Source organism: Paenibacillus sp. 01T442 (assembly GCF_056398345.1).
Genome location: NZ_JBFTPF010000047.1, coordinates 1 through 16,211, shown reverse-complemented (window position 1 = coordinate 16,211; position 16,211 = coordinate 1). Strand labels below are relative to the sequence as shown.

15 protein-coding genes are annotated in these 16,211 nt (G+C 42.2%); all 15 read right to left on the bottom strand.

What is annotated here, in order from left to right:
* Nucleotides 1-6: 6 nt before the first annotated feature.
* Nucleotides 7-1,335: a flagellar protein export ATPase FliI gene (gene fliI / locus AC1DLM_RS25370; RefSeq protein ID WP_477571523.1), complete on the bottom strand. Its 1,329-nt coding sequence runs from the start codon at nt 1,333-1,335 to the stop codon at nt 7-9.
* Complete coding sequence (locus AC1DLM_RS25365; protein ID WP_477571539.1) at nt 1,335-2,168, bottom strand: FliH/SctL family protein; 834 nt, start codon at nt 2,166-2,168, stop codon at nt 1,335-1,337. Before AC1DLM_RS25365 ends, fliI begins: the two co-directional genes overlap by 1 nt.
* Nucleotides 2,152-3,168, bottom strand: coding sequence for a flagellar motor switch protein FliG (gene fliG / locus AC1DLM_RS25360; protein WP_068662580.1), 1,017 nt, complete (start codon nt 3,166-3,168; stop codon nt 2,152-2,154). The genes AC1DLM_RS25365 and fliG overlap by 17 nt, the downstream gene beginning before the upstream one ends.
* Nucleotides 3,169-3,180: 12 nt before the next feature.
* Complete coding sequence (gene fliF / locus AC1DLM_RS25355) at nt 3,181-4,752, bottom strand: flagellar basal-body MS-ring/collar protein FliF (RefSeq protein ID WP_477571522.1); 1,572 nt, start codon at nt 4,750-4,752, stop codon at nt 3,181-3,183.
* Between the two features lie 41 nt (nt 4,753-4,793).
* A complete protein-coding gene (gene fliE, locus AC1DLM_RS25350; protein WP_441990530.1) occupies nt 4,794-5,102 on the bottom strand; it encodes a flagellar hook-basal body complex protein FliE in 309 nt (102 codons plus the stop codon).
* Nucleotides 5,103-5,113: 11 nt separating this feature from the next.
* Nucleotides 5,114-5,563: a flagellar basal body rod protein FlgC gene (flgC, locus tag AC1DLM_RS25345; RefSeq protein ID WP_441990531.1), complete on the bottom strand. Its 450-nt coding sequence runs from the start codon at nt 5,561-5,563 to the stop codon at nt 5,114-5,116.
* 6 nt (nt 5,564-5,569) lie between these two features.
* Nucleotides 5,570-5,977 (bottom strand): flagellar basal body rod protein FlgB, encoded by a 408-nt coding sequence (gene flgB, locus AC1DLM_RS25340; RefSeq protein WP_056624910.1) that lies wholly within the window; start codon nt 5,975-5,977, stop codon nt 5,570-5,572.
* 225 nt (nt 5,978-6,202) lie between these two features.
* Complete coding sequence (gene codY / locus AC1DLM_RS25335; RefSeq protein ID WP_056624907.1) at nt 6,203-6,988, bottom strand: GTP-sensing pleiotropic transcriptional regulator CodY; 786 nt, start codon at nt 6,986-6,988, stop codon at nt 6,203-6,205.
* A gap of 36 nt (nt 6,989-7,024) precedes the next feature.
* Nucleotides 7,025-8,422 carry an ATP-dependent protease ATPase subunit HslU gene (gene hslU, locus AC1DLM_RS25330; RefSeq protein WP_477571521.1) on the bottom strand — a complete coding sequence of 466 codons (1,398 nt, stop codon included), beginning with the start codon at nt 8,420-8,422 and terminating at the stop codon, nt 7,025-7,027.
* Between the two features lie 87 nt (nt 8,423-8,509).
* Nucleotides 8,510-9,064 (bottom strand): ATP-dependent protease subunit HslV, encoded by a 555-nt coding sequence (gene hslV / locus AC1DLM_RS25325; RefSeq protein ID WP_441990533.1) that lies wholly within the window; start codon nt 9,062-9,064, stop codon nt 8,510-8,512.
* A gap of 194 nt (nt 9,065-9,258) precedes the next feature.
* Nucleotides 9,259-10,575 (bottom strand): FADH(2)-oxidizing methylenetetrahydrofolate--tRNA-(uracil(54)-C(5))-methyltransferase TrmFO, encoded by a 1,317-nt coding sequence (trmFO, locus tag AC1DLM_RS25320; RefSeq protein ID WP_477571520.1) that lies wholly within the window; start codon nt 10,573-10,575, stop codon nt 9,259-9,261.
* A 12-nt stretch (nt 10,576-10,587) separates the two neighbouring features.
* Nucleotides 10,588-12,696 (bottom strand): type I DNA topoisomerase, encoded by a 2,109-nt coding sequence (gene topA / locus AC1DLM_RS25315; protein ID WP_477571519.1) that lies wholly within the window; start codon nt 12,694-12,696, stop codon nt 10,588-10,590.
* A 70-nt stretch (nt 12,697-12,766) separates the two neighbouring features.
* On the bottom strand, nt 12,767-13,858 hold the full coding sequence (gene dprA / locus AC1DLM_RS25310) for a DNA-processing protein DprA (RefSeq protein WP_441990536.1): 1,092 nt from the start codon (nt 13,856-13,858) through the stop codon (nt 12,767-12,769).
* Nucleotides 13,859-13,973: 115 nt separating this feature from the next.
* Nucleotides 13,974-14,906, bottom strand: a complete 933-nt coding sequence (gene sucD, locus AC1DLM_RS25305; protein ID WP_057315715.1) for a succinate--CoA ligase subunit alpha — start codon at nt 14,904-14,906, stop codon at nt 13,974-13,976.
* Between the two features lie 49 nt (nt 14,907-14,955).
* The gene (sucC, locus tag AC1DLM_RS25300; protein ID WP_056624886.1) at nt 14,956-16,116 is read right to left on the bottom strand and encodes an ADP-forming succinate--CoA ligase subunit beta; all 1,161 of its coding nucleotides are present in this window, start codon (nt 16,114-16,116) and stop codon (nt 14,956-14,958) included.
* Between the last annotated feature and the right edge of the window lie 95 nt (nt 16,117-16,211).

Here is a 16,211-nt window from a genome sequence, read left to right as displayed (position 1 = left end):
GGACCCTCATCCCTTATAAAATTCTTGGATTAATCGTTCTTGAGCTTCTTCGTATGTTAACTTTTCACTTGTTCGCTGTTTCGTGAAATCCCAAATAGCTTCAATATTATCCATCGCTATATCAATATTTGGATTAGAACCTTTCTGGTACGCCCCGATATTGATAAGATCTTCCGAATCTTTATAAATAGAGAGAAGACGCTTAAGTTGATCAGCAGCTTCCATGTGTTCTGACGGTACAATCTCTTTCATAACTCGACTTACACTTGATAAGACATCGATCGCAGGATAATGACCCTTGTTCGCAATACTACGATTTAGGACGACATGACCATCCAAGATTCCTCGGACCGCATCTGCAATAGGCTCGTTCATATCATCACCGTCGACAAGCACCGTGTAAAATGCAGTAATGGAGCCCTTCGCACCTGTACCTGACCGTTCTAGAAGCCTAGGAAGCATAGCGAACACAGATGGAGTGTATCCACGTGTGGCTGGAGGTTCACCAACGGCTAATCCCACCTCACGTTGTGCCATAGCAAATCGTGTTACGGAATCCATCATCATCATGACATTTAAGCCGCGATCTCTAAAATACTCAGCAATACTTGTCGCAATCATAGCGCCTTTAATCCGAATTAATGCGGGTTGGTCGGATGTCGCCACGATCACAACCGATCTTGCCAAACCTTCTGGACCTAGATCTCGCTCAATGAAATCCAACACTTCTCTGCCTCGTTCTCCAATGAGAGCAATAACATTGACATCGGCTGAAGTGTTGCGGGCTATCATTCCCATTAAAGTACTTTTCCCAACACCAGACCCTGCAAAAATACCAACACGTTGACCTTTACCAATTGTTAATAATCCATCAATACAACGAACACCAACAGATATTGGATTAAGCACACGTGGGCGTGTTAATGGATTACTGGGTAAATTATTCGTCGAATACTGCGCCATCCTTGAAGGCAGATAGGAACCATCTAATGGTTGACCTAGACCATCTAAAACTTTTCCCAATAGCTCATGTCCAACCTGGACTGTTAAAGGTTTACCTGTGCCAACAACATCGCAACCAGGTCCAATGGCATCGAGATCACCAAGCGGCATTAGAATAACTTTGTTGCTTCGAAAACCGACCACTTCCGCTTTTAATGGTTTATTGGATTTATGCGGATAGATATAACATAGATCACCAATACTGACGTCAGGACCCTCAGATTCAACTGTAAGTCCAATAACTTGCGTCACTTTACCGTTTACCCTAATTGGATCAATCGTTTGTAAAACTTCTTTGTATTTATCCACCTTCGGGAGCGATGTCTGTGTCATTATGATTCCTCACTTTGTAAGGCCAGTTGCTGAAGTGTTGACTTAATTTCTTTCAACTGAGTATCAATTCTCGCGTCTATGCTTCCGTACGATGAGCGAATTACGCAACCTTGATCTTGCACAGAAGAATCCGGAATAATTTCGAGTTCGGCTTGTGAATCAATGGAAGTGATCAATTCTTCTCTAGCATCCTGGATATACGCGAATTGCGAAGGAGCTACACATAAAGTAATAATTCCCTTTTCACGTCGGCGAGAAAGTATTTTCTGAATGAACTCAATGACCCAACCGGGTTCGAGAGAAAGCTGTCGAACAATAATTTTTTCTGCGATGGATGTGCTTAATTCTATTAGAAAAGGTTCTGACTCTTGGATAATTTGTTGCTTCAGCTTATAAGATAACTCAAGGATGGATCTAGCTTCAGCCAACATTTCATCATATTCTTTTCGAAGAACATTCTCCGCTTGAGCAACACCTTGACGATAACCTTCATCAAATCCTACTTGTTTCGATGCGTTCGCTAGCTCTACATCTTCAGCTCGCTTGCTTTCCCACCAGCTAGCAATGTCAGATTCTGTTTCTTGGCGGATTRATGCACATTCTCGCTTGGCCTGTTCAATTTGATCACTAGCAAAAGCTTCAGCATCATCCAAAATTTGTTTTTTCAACGAGGTTGCATCGTTAATCTCAATTTGCATTTCAGCTGACATGCTATTTTCAACAGCGGGAGCTTCTGGAACAGCTTCTGTTTGAGTGGCATGCGATTCAAAAATCTTTTTACTTTCCATCGGATAATATGCGAATGATTTAATGACATTAGACAATAATATCATCTCCTCCACCACGTGCGATGATGATTTCACCCGACTCTTCTAAACGACGAATCGTAGCCACGATACGGGTTTGTGCTTCTTCCACATCACGTAATCGAACAGGCCCCATAAATTCCATTTCCTCTTTGAAAGTCTCCGCCATACGTTTGGACATGTTTTTGAATAACACATCGCGAACCTCTTCACTCGCAACTTTAAGCGCAAGTTGCAAATCAGCATTTTCAATGTCGCGGATAATACGTTGAATGGAACGATTGTCGATATTGACGATATCTTCGAATACGAACATCCGTTTCTTGATTTCTTCAGCAAGCTCTGGATCTTGAATTTCTAATGAGTCGAGAATCGTACGTTCTGTGCCTCGATCAACACCATTCAATATTTGAACGATGGATGCGATACCACCAGCATTTGTGTAATCCTGCGTAACCGTCGAGGAAAGCTTCTGTTCTAATACGCGCTCAACCTGTGAAATAACTTCTGGTGATGTACTATCCATGAGTGCAATCCGTTTAGCAACATCGGCTTGTTTCTCCTGTGGGAGTGACGACAAAATGATCGATGCCTGTTCAGCTTGCAAATAAGATAAAACAAGTGCAATGGTCTGCGAATTCTCATTTTGAATAAAATTGAGAATTTGCGCAGGGTCTGCTTTCCGTGCAAAGTCAAACGGTCTTACTTGAAGTGTAGCTGTCAAGCGATTGATGATATCAAGCGCTTTTTGAGAACCTAGTGCCTTCTCCAAAATATCTTTGGCATAAGCGATACCACCTTGAGAAATAAACTCTTGCGCCAAACAAATTTGGTGAAACTCGGCAAGAATTGAATCCTTTTCTAAGGTATCTACTTTACGCACATTCGCTATCTCAAGCGTTAATTGTTCAATTTCTTCTTCACGCAAATGTTTGAAAATTTGTGCTGAAACCTCAGGGCCTAAACTGATCAAAAGAATAGCTGCCTTTTGTCGTCCGGTCAACCCTTGTAAAGCGGCTCTGGCCATACAAGTGCACCTCTATTCGTCTACTAACCAAGTACGCAGCAAGTTAACAAATTCTTCCGGCCGCTTTCTTGCAAGCGTTTCGAGCTGCTTACGCACTTGATTGTCATTCGTTACATTTTCAATATCAATCGTTGGAAGCTCTGCCTTTTGAGAAGCAACATCCATCTCCTGATCAATCAGAAGTTGTTGTGCTGCTTTCTTGCGTTTTCTAATTGCAAACCCAATAAATGCTCCAATAGCTAGTGCCGCTAACGCTAATGCACCATAAGTCAAGTAAGTAGATGTCTTCGTTGCGCTTGCATCGGAAGATCTTACAAATGAATGAGCAAAAACTGTAACTTTTTTCTGCAATTCATCGTCTGTATAAGTAGTCTTATTATCAGCTAGTGCTGTTCTCACGATATTCACTAGCGCATTCTGAATGGCTGTTTTCGTTTCAGCAGTTAAAGAGTTCGGATCATCTCTTACTGGAGGCTCGATGCCAACATTAATACTTACATCCTTCACTACATACGGTGTAGAGATAATGTCATTTGTAATACGATCCACTTCATAATTAACTGTCTTACTGTTTTTCTCTGATGTTGAGTTCCCATTGTTTGCTGTCCCTGGATAACCAGGTACATCCGTTGCGCCGGTACCAGGAACACCGCCTGTTTCCGTGCCTTTATTTTGATAAGACTCATTTGCTTCTTGGAGGGAGATTTCAATTCCTTTTTGATCAACTTGGTTCGGTGCCCTTACGAGTTGTTCTTTGGTTTTCTTCTGATCAAAATTCATCGTTGTAAATACACTGACACTCACTTTATCACGTCCAAACATCGTACCCAACATCGAGTTGATGTTCTTCTGTAAATCATTTCGGAACTGAGTATTAATATCTGTATCTCTCGGTGTGCTATTAGCTTCGCCACTGAACTTATACGAGAGTAAATTTTGATCCGAAATGGAAATATTCTCAATCGGTAGATTCTTAATACTATGAGATACTAAATTGTAAATCGTATCTACTTTAGGTTGATCTAAGGAATAACCCTGTTTAATTTGTAAAACAACTGATGCTGTTGCTTTCTCCGCCTGCTGCTGTAGGAATKGACCTTCCTCTGGCAGAGAAATGTTTACTTTAGAGCTTGAAATAGCTTGATTCGCATTAATAAGTTGTTGAAGTTCTCCTTGAATCGCGCTCAAGTATTTCACTTTGAATTCATTATCCGTGATACCGAATGAGCTGCTTCCGCTAAAAACTTCAAAGCCCAAGGAACCGTTCTTATTCAATCCTTGAGACTCTACTGCAAGTTTGACATTAGCTACTTCACTTGTTGGCACTTCTATGCTTTTTCCATCGGCACTCAGATGATAAGGTATTTTGGCAGTATCTAGATATGATTTGATATTGGCTGCATCACTGGGCTGCAATTCTGTATATGCCAACGAATAATCTGTTTTCGACAAATTAACACTTATAATGGCAGCTGTTAGAATTAATAAGAACACAGTAGCTATAAAAATAATTTTCGTCGTTCGATTATAACGATTCCAGTATTGCTTCACCTTTTCCCAGTACTGGAGCAGGTTCTCGTTCACTCTGTCACCTCATTGACCCAAATTTAGCAGCATCTCTATAGTTACAGCTGCATTCTCATRATTTCTTGGTACGCCTCGATCACTTTATTTCTGACCTGAACAGTTAGTTCGAGTCCTAATGAAGCTTTCTCCGAGGCAATTGTCAATTGATGTACATCTGAAAGTTCCCCTTTAATGAAGCTTTCGTTCAACTGATCGACTTGTTTTTGCTGAGCACTCAAATTGGTCATCGCCTCGTTCAGAAATGAACCAAATTTCTTACCTAAATCATCTGCCCCCTCACCTGCATTATCCTTTGGAGTAATAGAACTCATTATATTTATCGGACTGTAACTAATTTTGTCAATCATGGCGCAACCTCCTATCTACCAATTTCCAATGCTTTGGTTATCATCGCTTTACTTGCATTTAATGCTGTCACATTGGCTTCATATGATCTCGTTGCTGAAATCATATCCACCATTTCTTTGGTAATATCAACGTTTGGCATATAGACGAATCCATTGGTATCTGCATCAGGATGTGAAGGATTATACACTTGTTTTAATGGTGATGTATCTTCAAATATCTTATTCACTCGAACTCCCTCACCAGTTCCATCGGCCATCGCTGATTTCAGTGACTGGGCGAAACTTGGCTGAGATTTCGTCTCGAATGAAACTAACTTTCTCGTGTAAGGCATCCATTTTCCATCAACAAACCTTGCTCTTGTCGTATCCGCATTGGCAATATTGGACGAAACAACATCCATACGCAGGCGTTGCGCAGTTAAAGCTGATGCACTAATATCAAATCCGTTTGTAAGTCTCATCGTTTATTACCTGCCCCCAATGACCGTACGAAGTTTTTTGAAATCGCTATTCATCTGTTGAATCATCGTATTGTATTTAAGTTGATTTTTGGCCATCAATGACATTTCGTAATCCATGTCCACATTGTTTAAGTTGTTGTTTATTGCTGTCGAATTATCTGATTTAATTTCAGTGTTTGGCAATGTCGTCGTTTTCCCAATTACAAAATGCCTTGGATCTGTACGAAAGCCATCTATTGAAGGTGTATTCGCATTCATTTGTCCTTGTAAGAGCTCTTCAAATGCAACATCGGAACGTTTAAAGTTAGGAGTATCTACATTGGCAATGTTATTCGCCGCCACTTTTTGCCTTAGCGTCGATGCATCCAGCGAACGCTCCATCATATTCCAACTAGGCTTGTCTAATAAAGACATAAACGATTCCCCTTCACTCTAAATAATATTCAGTTACTATTTCAACATCGGGAGAATTGATTCCTTCTTGTTTCGACATAATTCTCGATTTCCGATACAAAATAGTTCTATATGTAGAATTTTGTAAACCTTTGACTTATACTCTTTATCATCTAAGATATTACGTTAAGTTACAATAAGAAAAAAGCCCTATCTTTTTATCAGATAGGACTTCAACATCTATTTTTATAATTTTGACTTCATCTGTTCAATACTCTGCATCAGTTGTTCATTTAGAATACGGATATAAGTGCCTTTCATACCTAGTGATCGCGTTTCAATCACGCCAGCACTTTCCAGTTTACGCAGGGCATTTACAATAACAGAACGAGTTATACCCACACGATCTGCAATTTTACTCGCCACCAACAATCCTTCTTTGCCGTCCAGCTCCTCGAATATATGTTCAACAGCTTCCATTTCACTGAAAGACAATGAGCCAATTGCAACTTGAACAACTGCTTTGCTGCGAGCTTCCTCTTCAATCTCTTCCGCGCGCTCACGCAATATTTCCATTGCGATTACTGTCGAACCATATTCTGCTAAAACTAGATCATCATCAATAAAGTGACCTTCGCTTCGACTTAGAATCAAAGTGCCCAAACGGTCGCCACCACCAATAATTGGCACTAAAGTTGTATGCGTCGCTGGAAACATATCCTTCATCTGGTCTGTATAATAAAAATACGGACTGTCTGGCTCCGATGTAGATGAAGTCTCTTCGATTTTTAGCAATAAATTGTTAGATTCAATCGGGAATCTGCGTTCGATTAGAATCGTTTGATTCATTTCAGGAGACACTGGATCATTCGTAACCGCGTAGCCTAAAATTTTTCCTTTACGGCTAACCACATAAATATTTGCGATGACGACATCTCGCAGTACTTCTGCCATATCCATAAAGCTAACCGCATTACCCGCTTCTTTTTGGAGCAAACGATTCAGCCTTCTTGTTTTATTTAATAAACTCATGTAACTGCCTCCTACTAACTGCAACCTGCTTATTTCTTATAAGATATACTGACTTAAATCTCTATTTTGCACAATACTACTTAGTTTCTCGCGTACATAAGCTGGATTAATCACAAGTGACTCTAATGTGATTTCCRGTGCTTCAAAAGATAAATCTTCCAGCAATTTTTCTAAAATTGTATGTAAACGACGAGCTCCAATATTTTCTGTTTGTTGATTTACTTCAACCGCAATCCGAGYAATTTCATGAATAGCTTCCTCCGCAAACTCAACCGTTATACCTTCCGTTTGCAACAAAGCTGTATATTGTTTAGTCAAAGCATTCTTAGGCTCCGTTAAAATCGAAACGAAGTCTTCTAATGTCAAATCGCTTAGCTCGACTCGGATTGGGAATCTACCCTGAAGTTCCGGAATGAGATCAGATGGCTTGGCAATATGAAAAGCTCCTGCCCCAATAAATAACACATAATCTGTTTTAACAGAACCGTATTTAGTTACAACTGTGGAACCCTCCACAATAGGTAAGATATCTCTTTGAACACCCTCACGCGAAATATCAGGACCACTTCCACCGCGGCTGCTGCTTGCTATTTTATCAATCTCATCTATAAAAATAATACCACTTTGCTCTGCACGGTTGATTGATTCCTGGATCACATCGTCCATATCAATTAATTTCTGTGCTTCTTCTTGTGTTAGAACTTTTCTAGCTTCTTTCACAAGCAATTTCCTCTTTTTCATCTTTTTGGGCAGCAAACTCCCGAACATTTCTTGCATATTCATCCCTGCTTGTTCATTGCCTTGACCACCAAGCATATCAAGCATGGAAGGTGTAGCGTCTTCCACTTCAATTTCTACATGATCGTTTTCTAATTTACCATTGGATAATTGTTCGGCGACTTGAGCTCTTTTAGATGCCAGATTAGAATCAGGCGGCGTCTCTTCTTGCTCATCTTTATTTTGCCCGCCAAACAACATCTCAAGCGGGTTACGCTGTGTTTTAGCACGGGTAGGACTCGGAGCAAGTAAAGTAACTAGGCGCTCATTAGCGAGCTTCTCTGCACGATCCTTGACCTTTTCCATACGTTCGGCTTTAACCATACGTACTGATGTCTCAACCAAGTCACGTACCATCGATTCTACATCACGACCTACGTAGCCCACTTCTGTGAATTTCGTCGCTTCAACTTTAATAAAAGGTGCGCCAACCAGCTTCGCAAGTCTTCGTGCAATTTCTGTTTTCCCAACACCAGTAGGCCCAATCATGAGGATGTTTTTCGGTACAATTTCATCTCTCATGCTTTCGTCAACCAGGTTTCTCCGATAACGGTTTCGCAGTGCGATCGCAACGGATTTCTTTGCTTTTTTCTGCCCCACAATGTACCGGTCCAGTTCTTGGACAATTTGCTTAGGGGTAAGAGAGCTGTTTGCCATATATGATACCCTCCTTAAATGTAGGCTAAAGTTAATTGATCAATTGAGAGCGTGTGCTAATTACTCTAAAGAAACATACGTTCTAGTCTATTCAATCTCTTCAACAATAATATTATGGTTGGTAAACACACAAATTTCAGCTGCAGTCGTCAACGCCGCGTGGGCAATTTCCTTCGCACTAAGCTGAGGTGCATGTCGGTGCAGCGCTCTACCTGCCGATAGTGCAAAGCTCCCGCCAGAACCAATAGCCAACATGCCATCATCTGGTTCAATGACTTCTCCATTACCGGACAGCAGCAAAAGTCCCGAAGCATCCATAACAATCATCATGGCTTCCAGTCTCCGCAACACACGATCTTGACGCCAATCCTTCGTTAGCTCAACTGCAGCACGTTGAAGATTACCATGGTGTTCTTCCAGCTTGCCTTCAAACTTCTCGAAGAGCGTTATCGCATCAGCAACGGAACCGGCGAAACCAGCAATGACTTTTCCTCTATGTAAACGCCGCACTTTTTTGGCCGTACTCTTCATGATCATACTATTGCCAAATGTCACTTGCCCATCGCCGGCTATAGCTCCCTTACCTTCATGACGAATTGCAAATATCGTTGTCGCATGAAACGTGGCTTGATTGGGTTCCATTTCAATTCACCCCTCTATAAGATTCAATTCCGTTAAGAGATCTCCCATGCCTATGGGTCGCAAAAATGAGAGAAACCTCTAGCGAGGTCTAAAGGTTGAGTAGACCGCATCTAGAGGTAAATGTATGATCAAACAAATGAAAAATGCAATAAAACATTAATTTATAGTAACACAGTGGATCATCTCATGACAACTTATCCAACAATTGTTTTCTCAAAATTCTGAATACTCTCTAATGCGCGGTTAGCCAGCTTTTCGTATTTCTCTTTTTTGTTTCGAATACGTTCTGGCAGAGCAGGTAGTAAACCGAAATTTGCATTCATCGGTTGGAAATGTTTAAAGTCTGCAGTAGTAATATACTGTGCCATGCTCCCTAGTGTCGTTTCAGCTGGCAAGACTACACAGTCTTGTCCTTTCGCCATTCGACCTGCATTTAGTCCAGCTATCAAGCCAGAAGCAGCCGATTCCACATACCCCTCAACACCAGTCATTTGACCTGCGAAGAATAAATTCTCACGACGCTTGTATTGATAGGTAGGCTCTAACAGCTTAGGTGAGTTAATGAACGTATTACGATGCATAACGCCATAACGGACGAACTCAGCTTGTTCTAGTCCTGGGATAAGCTGCAAGACACGTTTCTGCTCTCCCCATTTCAAATGCGTTTGGAAACCTACCAAGTTGTATAGGGTACCTGCTGCATTATCTTGACGAAGCTGCACAACTGCGTGTGGCATTTTACCCGTATGCGGATTGATTAAACCAACAGGCTTCATAGGTCCGAATAACACAGTTTGTTTACCGCGTTTCGCCATTACTTCTAGTGGCATACAGCCTTCAAAATAGATTTCTTTCTCGAATTCCTTTAATTCTGCGACTTCAGCTGTAATAAGAGCCTCGTAGAACACATTGAACTCTTCTTCCGTCATCGGACAGTTCAAGTATGCTGCTTCCCCTTTATCATAACGAGAAGCCAAATACACCTTATTCATATCGATTGAATCCTTCTCAACAATAGGTGCTGCAGCATCATAAAASTATAAATACTCCTCACCCATTAATGCTTTGAGTTCTGCAGCTAGATCTGGGGATGTGAGTGGCCCCGTTGCAACTACCGTGATTCCCTCAGGGAGTGTTTGAAGTTCTTCATTACGAACCTCAATCAGTGGGTGATTACGCAATGTGTTGGTTACTGCTTGGGAGAACCCATCACGGTCAACCGCCAAAGCGCCTCCAGCTGGCACCGCATGCTCGTCAGCACAAGCAAGAATGAGAGAGTCCATTCGTCTCATTTCTTCTTTTAGAACACCTACTGCATTCGTTAGACCATTGGAGCGTAGAGAGTTGCTGCATACAAGTTCAGCGAACTGATCCGTTATATGAGCAGGAGTTTTCCTTACATTACGCATTTCATATAAAGTAACAGGTACACCTTGACGGGCAATTTGCCATGCGGCTTCACTACCTGCCAATCCTGCGCCGATGACTGTTACTCTTTGATTTTCTGGCAAAATCAGACACCTCTAATCTTTCATATCATCTGTGTGATCGGATTCGTCAACAGCTTCTTCCTTATGATCACATTGTGTACATTGAATCATAATCCCGTTCTTGCTTCGCTTCTCAATCATCATAGAGCTGCATGCTGGACATGGCCGATTAACTGGTTTATCCCAGGAAACGAAATCACAGGTTGGATACTGATCACAGCCGTAGAATACGCGCCCCTTCTTGCTTCTGCGCTCAACTATTTTACCAGCGTGACAAGTTGGGCAAGTAACGCMGATATCTTTAATGATCGGCTTCGTATTCCGGCAGTCAGGGAAACCTGAACATGCAAGGAATTTACCGAATCTTCCCATTTTGTAGACAAGATGCTTTCCACATTTCTCGCATATTTCATCCGAAACTTCATCTTGAATCTCAATTTCTTTCATTTCTTCTTCTGCAAACTCTAAACGCTTTTCAAAGGAAGTATAGAAAGTATCCAGTACTCTGACCCAATCCTCTTTCCCTTCCTCGACAAAGTCCAACTCTTCTTCCATATGAGCAGTGAACTCAATGTCTAGAATTTCCGGGAAAAACTCTTGCATTAATTGGATCACGAGCTCGCCTAGCTCCGTCGGTACGAATTTCTTCTCTTCGATCGCTACGTAGCCACGTTTCTGAATCGTTTCTAGTGTAGGTGCGTAAGTACTCGGTCGCCCAATCCCCATTTCCTCAAGAGCACGAACTAAACGCGCTTCTGTATACCTTGGAGGTGGTTGCGTAAAGTGCTGCTTCGGTTCTACACTTTGTTTCGGCAATGAATCGCCTTTGGACAGAGGAGGCAGCAATTTATCTTCTTCTGTCGTTCCGTCATCATTGCTTTCTACGTATACTTTCATGAACCCAGCGAATTTCATTTTGGATCCGTTCGCTCTAAATACGGTCTCTCCTGCGTTTAAATCAATCGTCATCGTATCCAAGATCGCAGACGCCATTTGGCTTGCAACAAACCGATCCCACACGAGCTTGTACAATCGGTACTGATCTTTACTCAAGAACGCTTTCATCTGATCAGGTTCACGAAGTACGGAAGTTGGTCGAATCCCTTCATGCGCATCTTGTGCATTTGCATTTTTCTTCAAATACTGACGAGGCGTCTCAGGGTAAAAAGTTGGACCATATTTCGTCATAATAAAGTCTTTGGCTTCTTCTTKGGCAATAGGAGAAATCCTTGTAGAATCCGTACGCATATAGGTAATTAAACCGACGGTACCTTCTTTTCCTAAATCGATACCTTCATATAATTGCTGCGCGACAGACATCGTTTTGGAAGCACGGAAATTCAATTTACGCGCTGCTTCTTGTTGCATAGAGCTTGTAATGAAAGGCGGAGAAGGGTTACGTTGACGTTCTTTCTCTTTCACTTCTTTCACAATAAACGCTTCATTACCCATAGCAGCAAGAATCAAATCGACATCTTCTTGTGAGTGCAGTTCTTTCTTCTCACCATTATGACTATGATACTTAGCTTCAAATACAGTTTTGCCTGCATCAAGAACTGCTGTAATCGACCAGTACTCTTCTGGCTCAAATGCTTTGATTTCATTTTCACGGTCTTGAATTAACTTAACCGCTACCGATTGCACACGGCCAGCTGACAGTCCTTTCTTCACTTTTTTCCAAAGCAAAGGACTGATTTTGTAACCAACAAGTCGATCCAAAATCCGACGTGCTTGCTGAGCATTCACCAAATCTTGATTAATCTTGCGAGGCGTTTTAAACGCATCCTTGACAGCTTCTTTCGTAATCTCATTAAACACAACACGACAAAGTTCATCTGGACCCACGTCGAGATAATGGGCTAAATGCCAAGCAATCGCTTCACCTTCGCGATCCGGATCCGCCGCTAGATATATTTTTTTCACTTTTTTGCTTGCGTCTTTGAGTTCTTTAAGGATAGAACCCTTTCCACGAATCGTTATGTATTTAGGCTCAAAGTTACGATCGACTTCTACGCCAATTTGGCTTTTCGGAAGGTCGCGAATATGACCCATCGATGCTTTTACGATGAACTTACTGCCTAGATATTTGCCGATGGTTTTGGCTTTTGCTGGTGACTCTACAATGACTAACGAATCTGCCATGGTTCGTCCTTCCTCCCCTCTTGGTTTCAAGGTAAGTTTACTTGGCGAGAAGCAAAACTTCGTGATTAGCCTATGCTCGAATGTATGTTGAACCCGGAAGCTGTTTAATCGCCTTTTTCAATACCAAAGATAACAGAACTCCATGCAAATGTCCAAACGTAAATTGCGTCTCTTCTAATAGAGTGTCTATTGAGACCGGATCATCTGACAGTTTTCGGACAATTTCGACCTCATCTTCAGTGAAAATAAAAGTCGTTTTTTGCTGTAGAGCAACATTTATTTCATCTATATTTACAATGTGTTTATACTCTTCGACAATTTCTTCCACACAGGTGACTAATTTCGCACCATCCTTCAAAAGCTTGTGAACACCGCTGCTTTGTCGTGAGTTAATTGGACCCGGAACCGCGAAAACATCACGTGAAGCATCCAATGCACATTCAACTGTGATCAATGATCCACTATCTTCTGCTGCCTCTACAACCGTAACACCCAAAGATAATCCAGCGATAATTCGATTCCTCTGCGGAAACATGCCTGGCCTCATCCCCGTACCTATTGGGTATTCCGAAATAATCACACCTTCCTGCTCAATGTTGCGGAATAACAGAGCATTCTCTCGTGGATAGATCGCATTGATCGCACAACCAAGCACAGCCACCGTCTTCGCTTTTCCTTGCAGCGCTCCAATATGCGCCTTACTATCTATTCCTCTTGCTAACCCGCTTACAATCCCAAATCCTGCTCTCGAAAGTGAAGCTGCCCACTCCTCAGCAATTTTCTTCCCATATAGCGTTGGTGTTCGGGTACCCACAATACCAAGCAGGCGACCATGTAAGATTGAAGGATCACCTTTCACATATAAGACCCATGGTGGCTGAGCAATTTCTTGCAGGATTGACGGATAATCCTCATCGAATCGTGTCATGATCCGTATGGCTTGACTTTTATATTGGTGTATCTTTTGTTCAACAAATGCAGGGGTTAATCGTGTCGCAATGGTTTCTGCTATTGTCCTCCGGATTCCACTCGAGGCGATCTCACTTGCTGTCAGCCCGATTAAAACACTTAATTCAGGGAAACGGCTTAAGAGTTGGTAAATCGTTTTCCACCCTATCCCCTCAAGCTCGTGCAAGCCAATTAAACAGTTGCGATTATCCATTAGTATATACACTCCTTCCGTGAATGACAAATCTATGCATCTTGCTGAAAATAAAAAAACCTCCCAATTCCCAATTAAGGGAAATGGAAGGTTGCTTACCTTCGTGAAACGAAGCTTATTTTTTTGTGATAACTTTATCAAGCATACCTTTTTCTTCAAGTACGCTAACAAGTGTTGAACCCATTTCGGATGGTGTAGCCGCTACGCGAATACCACATCTTTCCATAGTTGCAACTTTCTCTGCTGCCGTACCTTTACCACCGGAAATGATGGCACCAGCGTGGCCCATACGTTTTCCTGGAGGTGCTGTTTTACCGCCGATGAAGCCAACGACAGGTTTCGTCATGTTTGCCGCAACCCACTCCGCTGCTTCTTCTTCAGCCGTTCCGCCGATTTCACCGATCATGATTACAGCGTACGTATCTGGATCTTCGTTAAAACGTTTAAGGATGTCGATGAACTCGGATCCTTTAACAGGGTCTCCACCGATACCAACTGCGGAAGATTGTCCAATTCCGCGAGTAGTCAACTGGTGAACTGCCTCATAAGTCAATGTTCCAGAACGAGAAACAACACCTACGTGTCCTGGTGTATGAATGTATCCTGGCATGATACCGATCTTGCACTCACCTGGTGTAATAACACCTGGGCAGTTCGGTCCGATAAGAACAGTATTCTTGCCTTCTAGGTAACGCTTAACACGTACCATGTCAAGAACAGGAATACCTTCCGTGATACAGATAACCAATTCAAGCTCAGCTTCAATCGCTTCGATGATGGATTCTGCAGCAAATGCAGGAGGTACATAGATAACAGATGCTGTTGCACCTGTTACTTTTTTCGCTTCAACAACAGTGTTGAAAACTGGCAACTTAACAAGCTCACCATTTTCCAACGTGATATCTACTGTAGTGCCGCCTTTACCAGGAGTTACGCCACCCACCATTTGCGTGCCGTAGTCCAGACCGCCTTTGGTATGAAACAAACCCGTAGCGCCGGTAATCCCTTGAGTAATGACTTTTGTATGTTTATTGACCAAAATACTCATGATCGATTGTTCACATCCCTTATCTATTTTTCAAACCGTTCAGGTTTGATTATTTGACTAGTGCAACGATTTTTTGTGCGCCATCCGCCATGGAATCAGCAGCAACAATGTTCAAGCCGGATTCGTTAAGTAGCTTTTTACCAAGCTCCACGTTAGTTCCTTCAAGACGAACTACGAGTGGACGCGAAAGTCCTAGCTCTCTTGCAGCAGCTACAACACCTTCAGCGATAACGTCACAACGCATGATACCACCGAAAATGTTAACGAAAATCCCTTTAACTTGCTCATCAGAAAGGATGATTTTGAAAGCTTCAGTAACTTTCTCTTTCGTAGCACCGCCCCCTACGTCTAGGAAGTTAGCAGGGTCTCCGCCGTAGTGCTTGATAATGTCCATAGTGGCCATAGCAAGTCCTGCACCGTTAACCATACAACCGATGTTACCATCAAGCGCGATGTAGCTCAGGTCATATTTGGAAGCTTGGATTTCTTTCGCATCTTCTTCTTCAAGGTCACGAAGTTCAACGATGTCTTTGTGACGGAAAAGAGCGTTAGAATCAAAGTTTAATTTCGCATCAAGTGCCATAACGTCGCCAGAACCAGTTACAACCAAAGGGTTGATTTCAGCAATGGAAGCGTCTTTCTCAACGAATGCTTTGTAAAGAGCAAGCATGAACTTAACTGCTTTGTTTACAAGCTCATTCGGGATGTTGATTGCATAAGCAAGTCTACGTGCTTGGAAAGATTGAAGACCGATTGCTGGGTCAACCACTTCTTTGAAAATTTTCTCAGGAGAGTGCTCAGCTACTTCTTCAATTTCCGTACCGCCTTCTTCGGAAGCCATCAAAACGACACTGCCCGTTGCACGGTCAACAACAACACCTACGTAATATTCTTTCTTAATGTCACAGCCCTCTTCGATCAAAAGGCGTTTAACTTCTTTTCCTTCTGGACCTGTTTGGTGAGTGACAAGCACTTTACCTAGAATTTCGCTAGCATATGTACGAACTTCATCGAGGCTTTTGGCTACCTTAACGCCGCCTGCTTTACCGCGACCGCCGGCATGAATTTGTGCCTTAACAACGACAACGGATGTTCCAAGTTCTTTTGCTGCTTCAACTGCCTCATCAACAGTAAATGCAACCTTTCCGTTAGGAACGCTGACTCCGTACTGTCTCAGGACTTCTTTGCCTTGATACTCATGGATATTCATTTCCTAAATCCTCCTATCAGTATGGACTTTCTATACGTGCTATACAGGGAAAAGTGTAATTTCCAATTGACGTTGTGCACGAGAAACTATCTTGC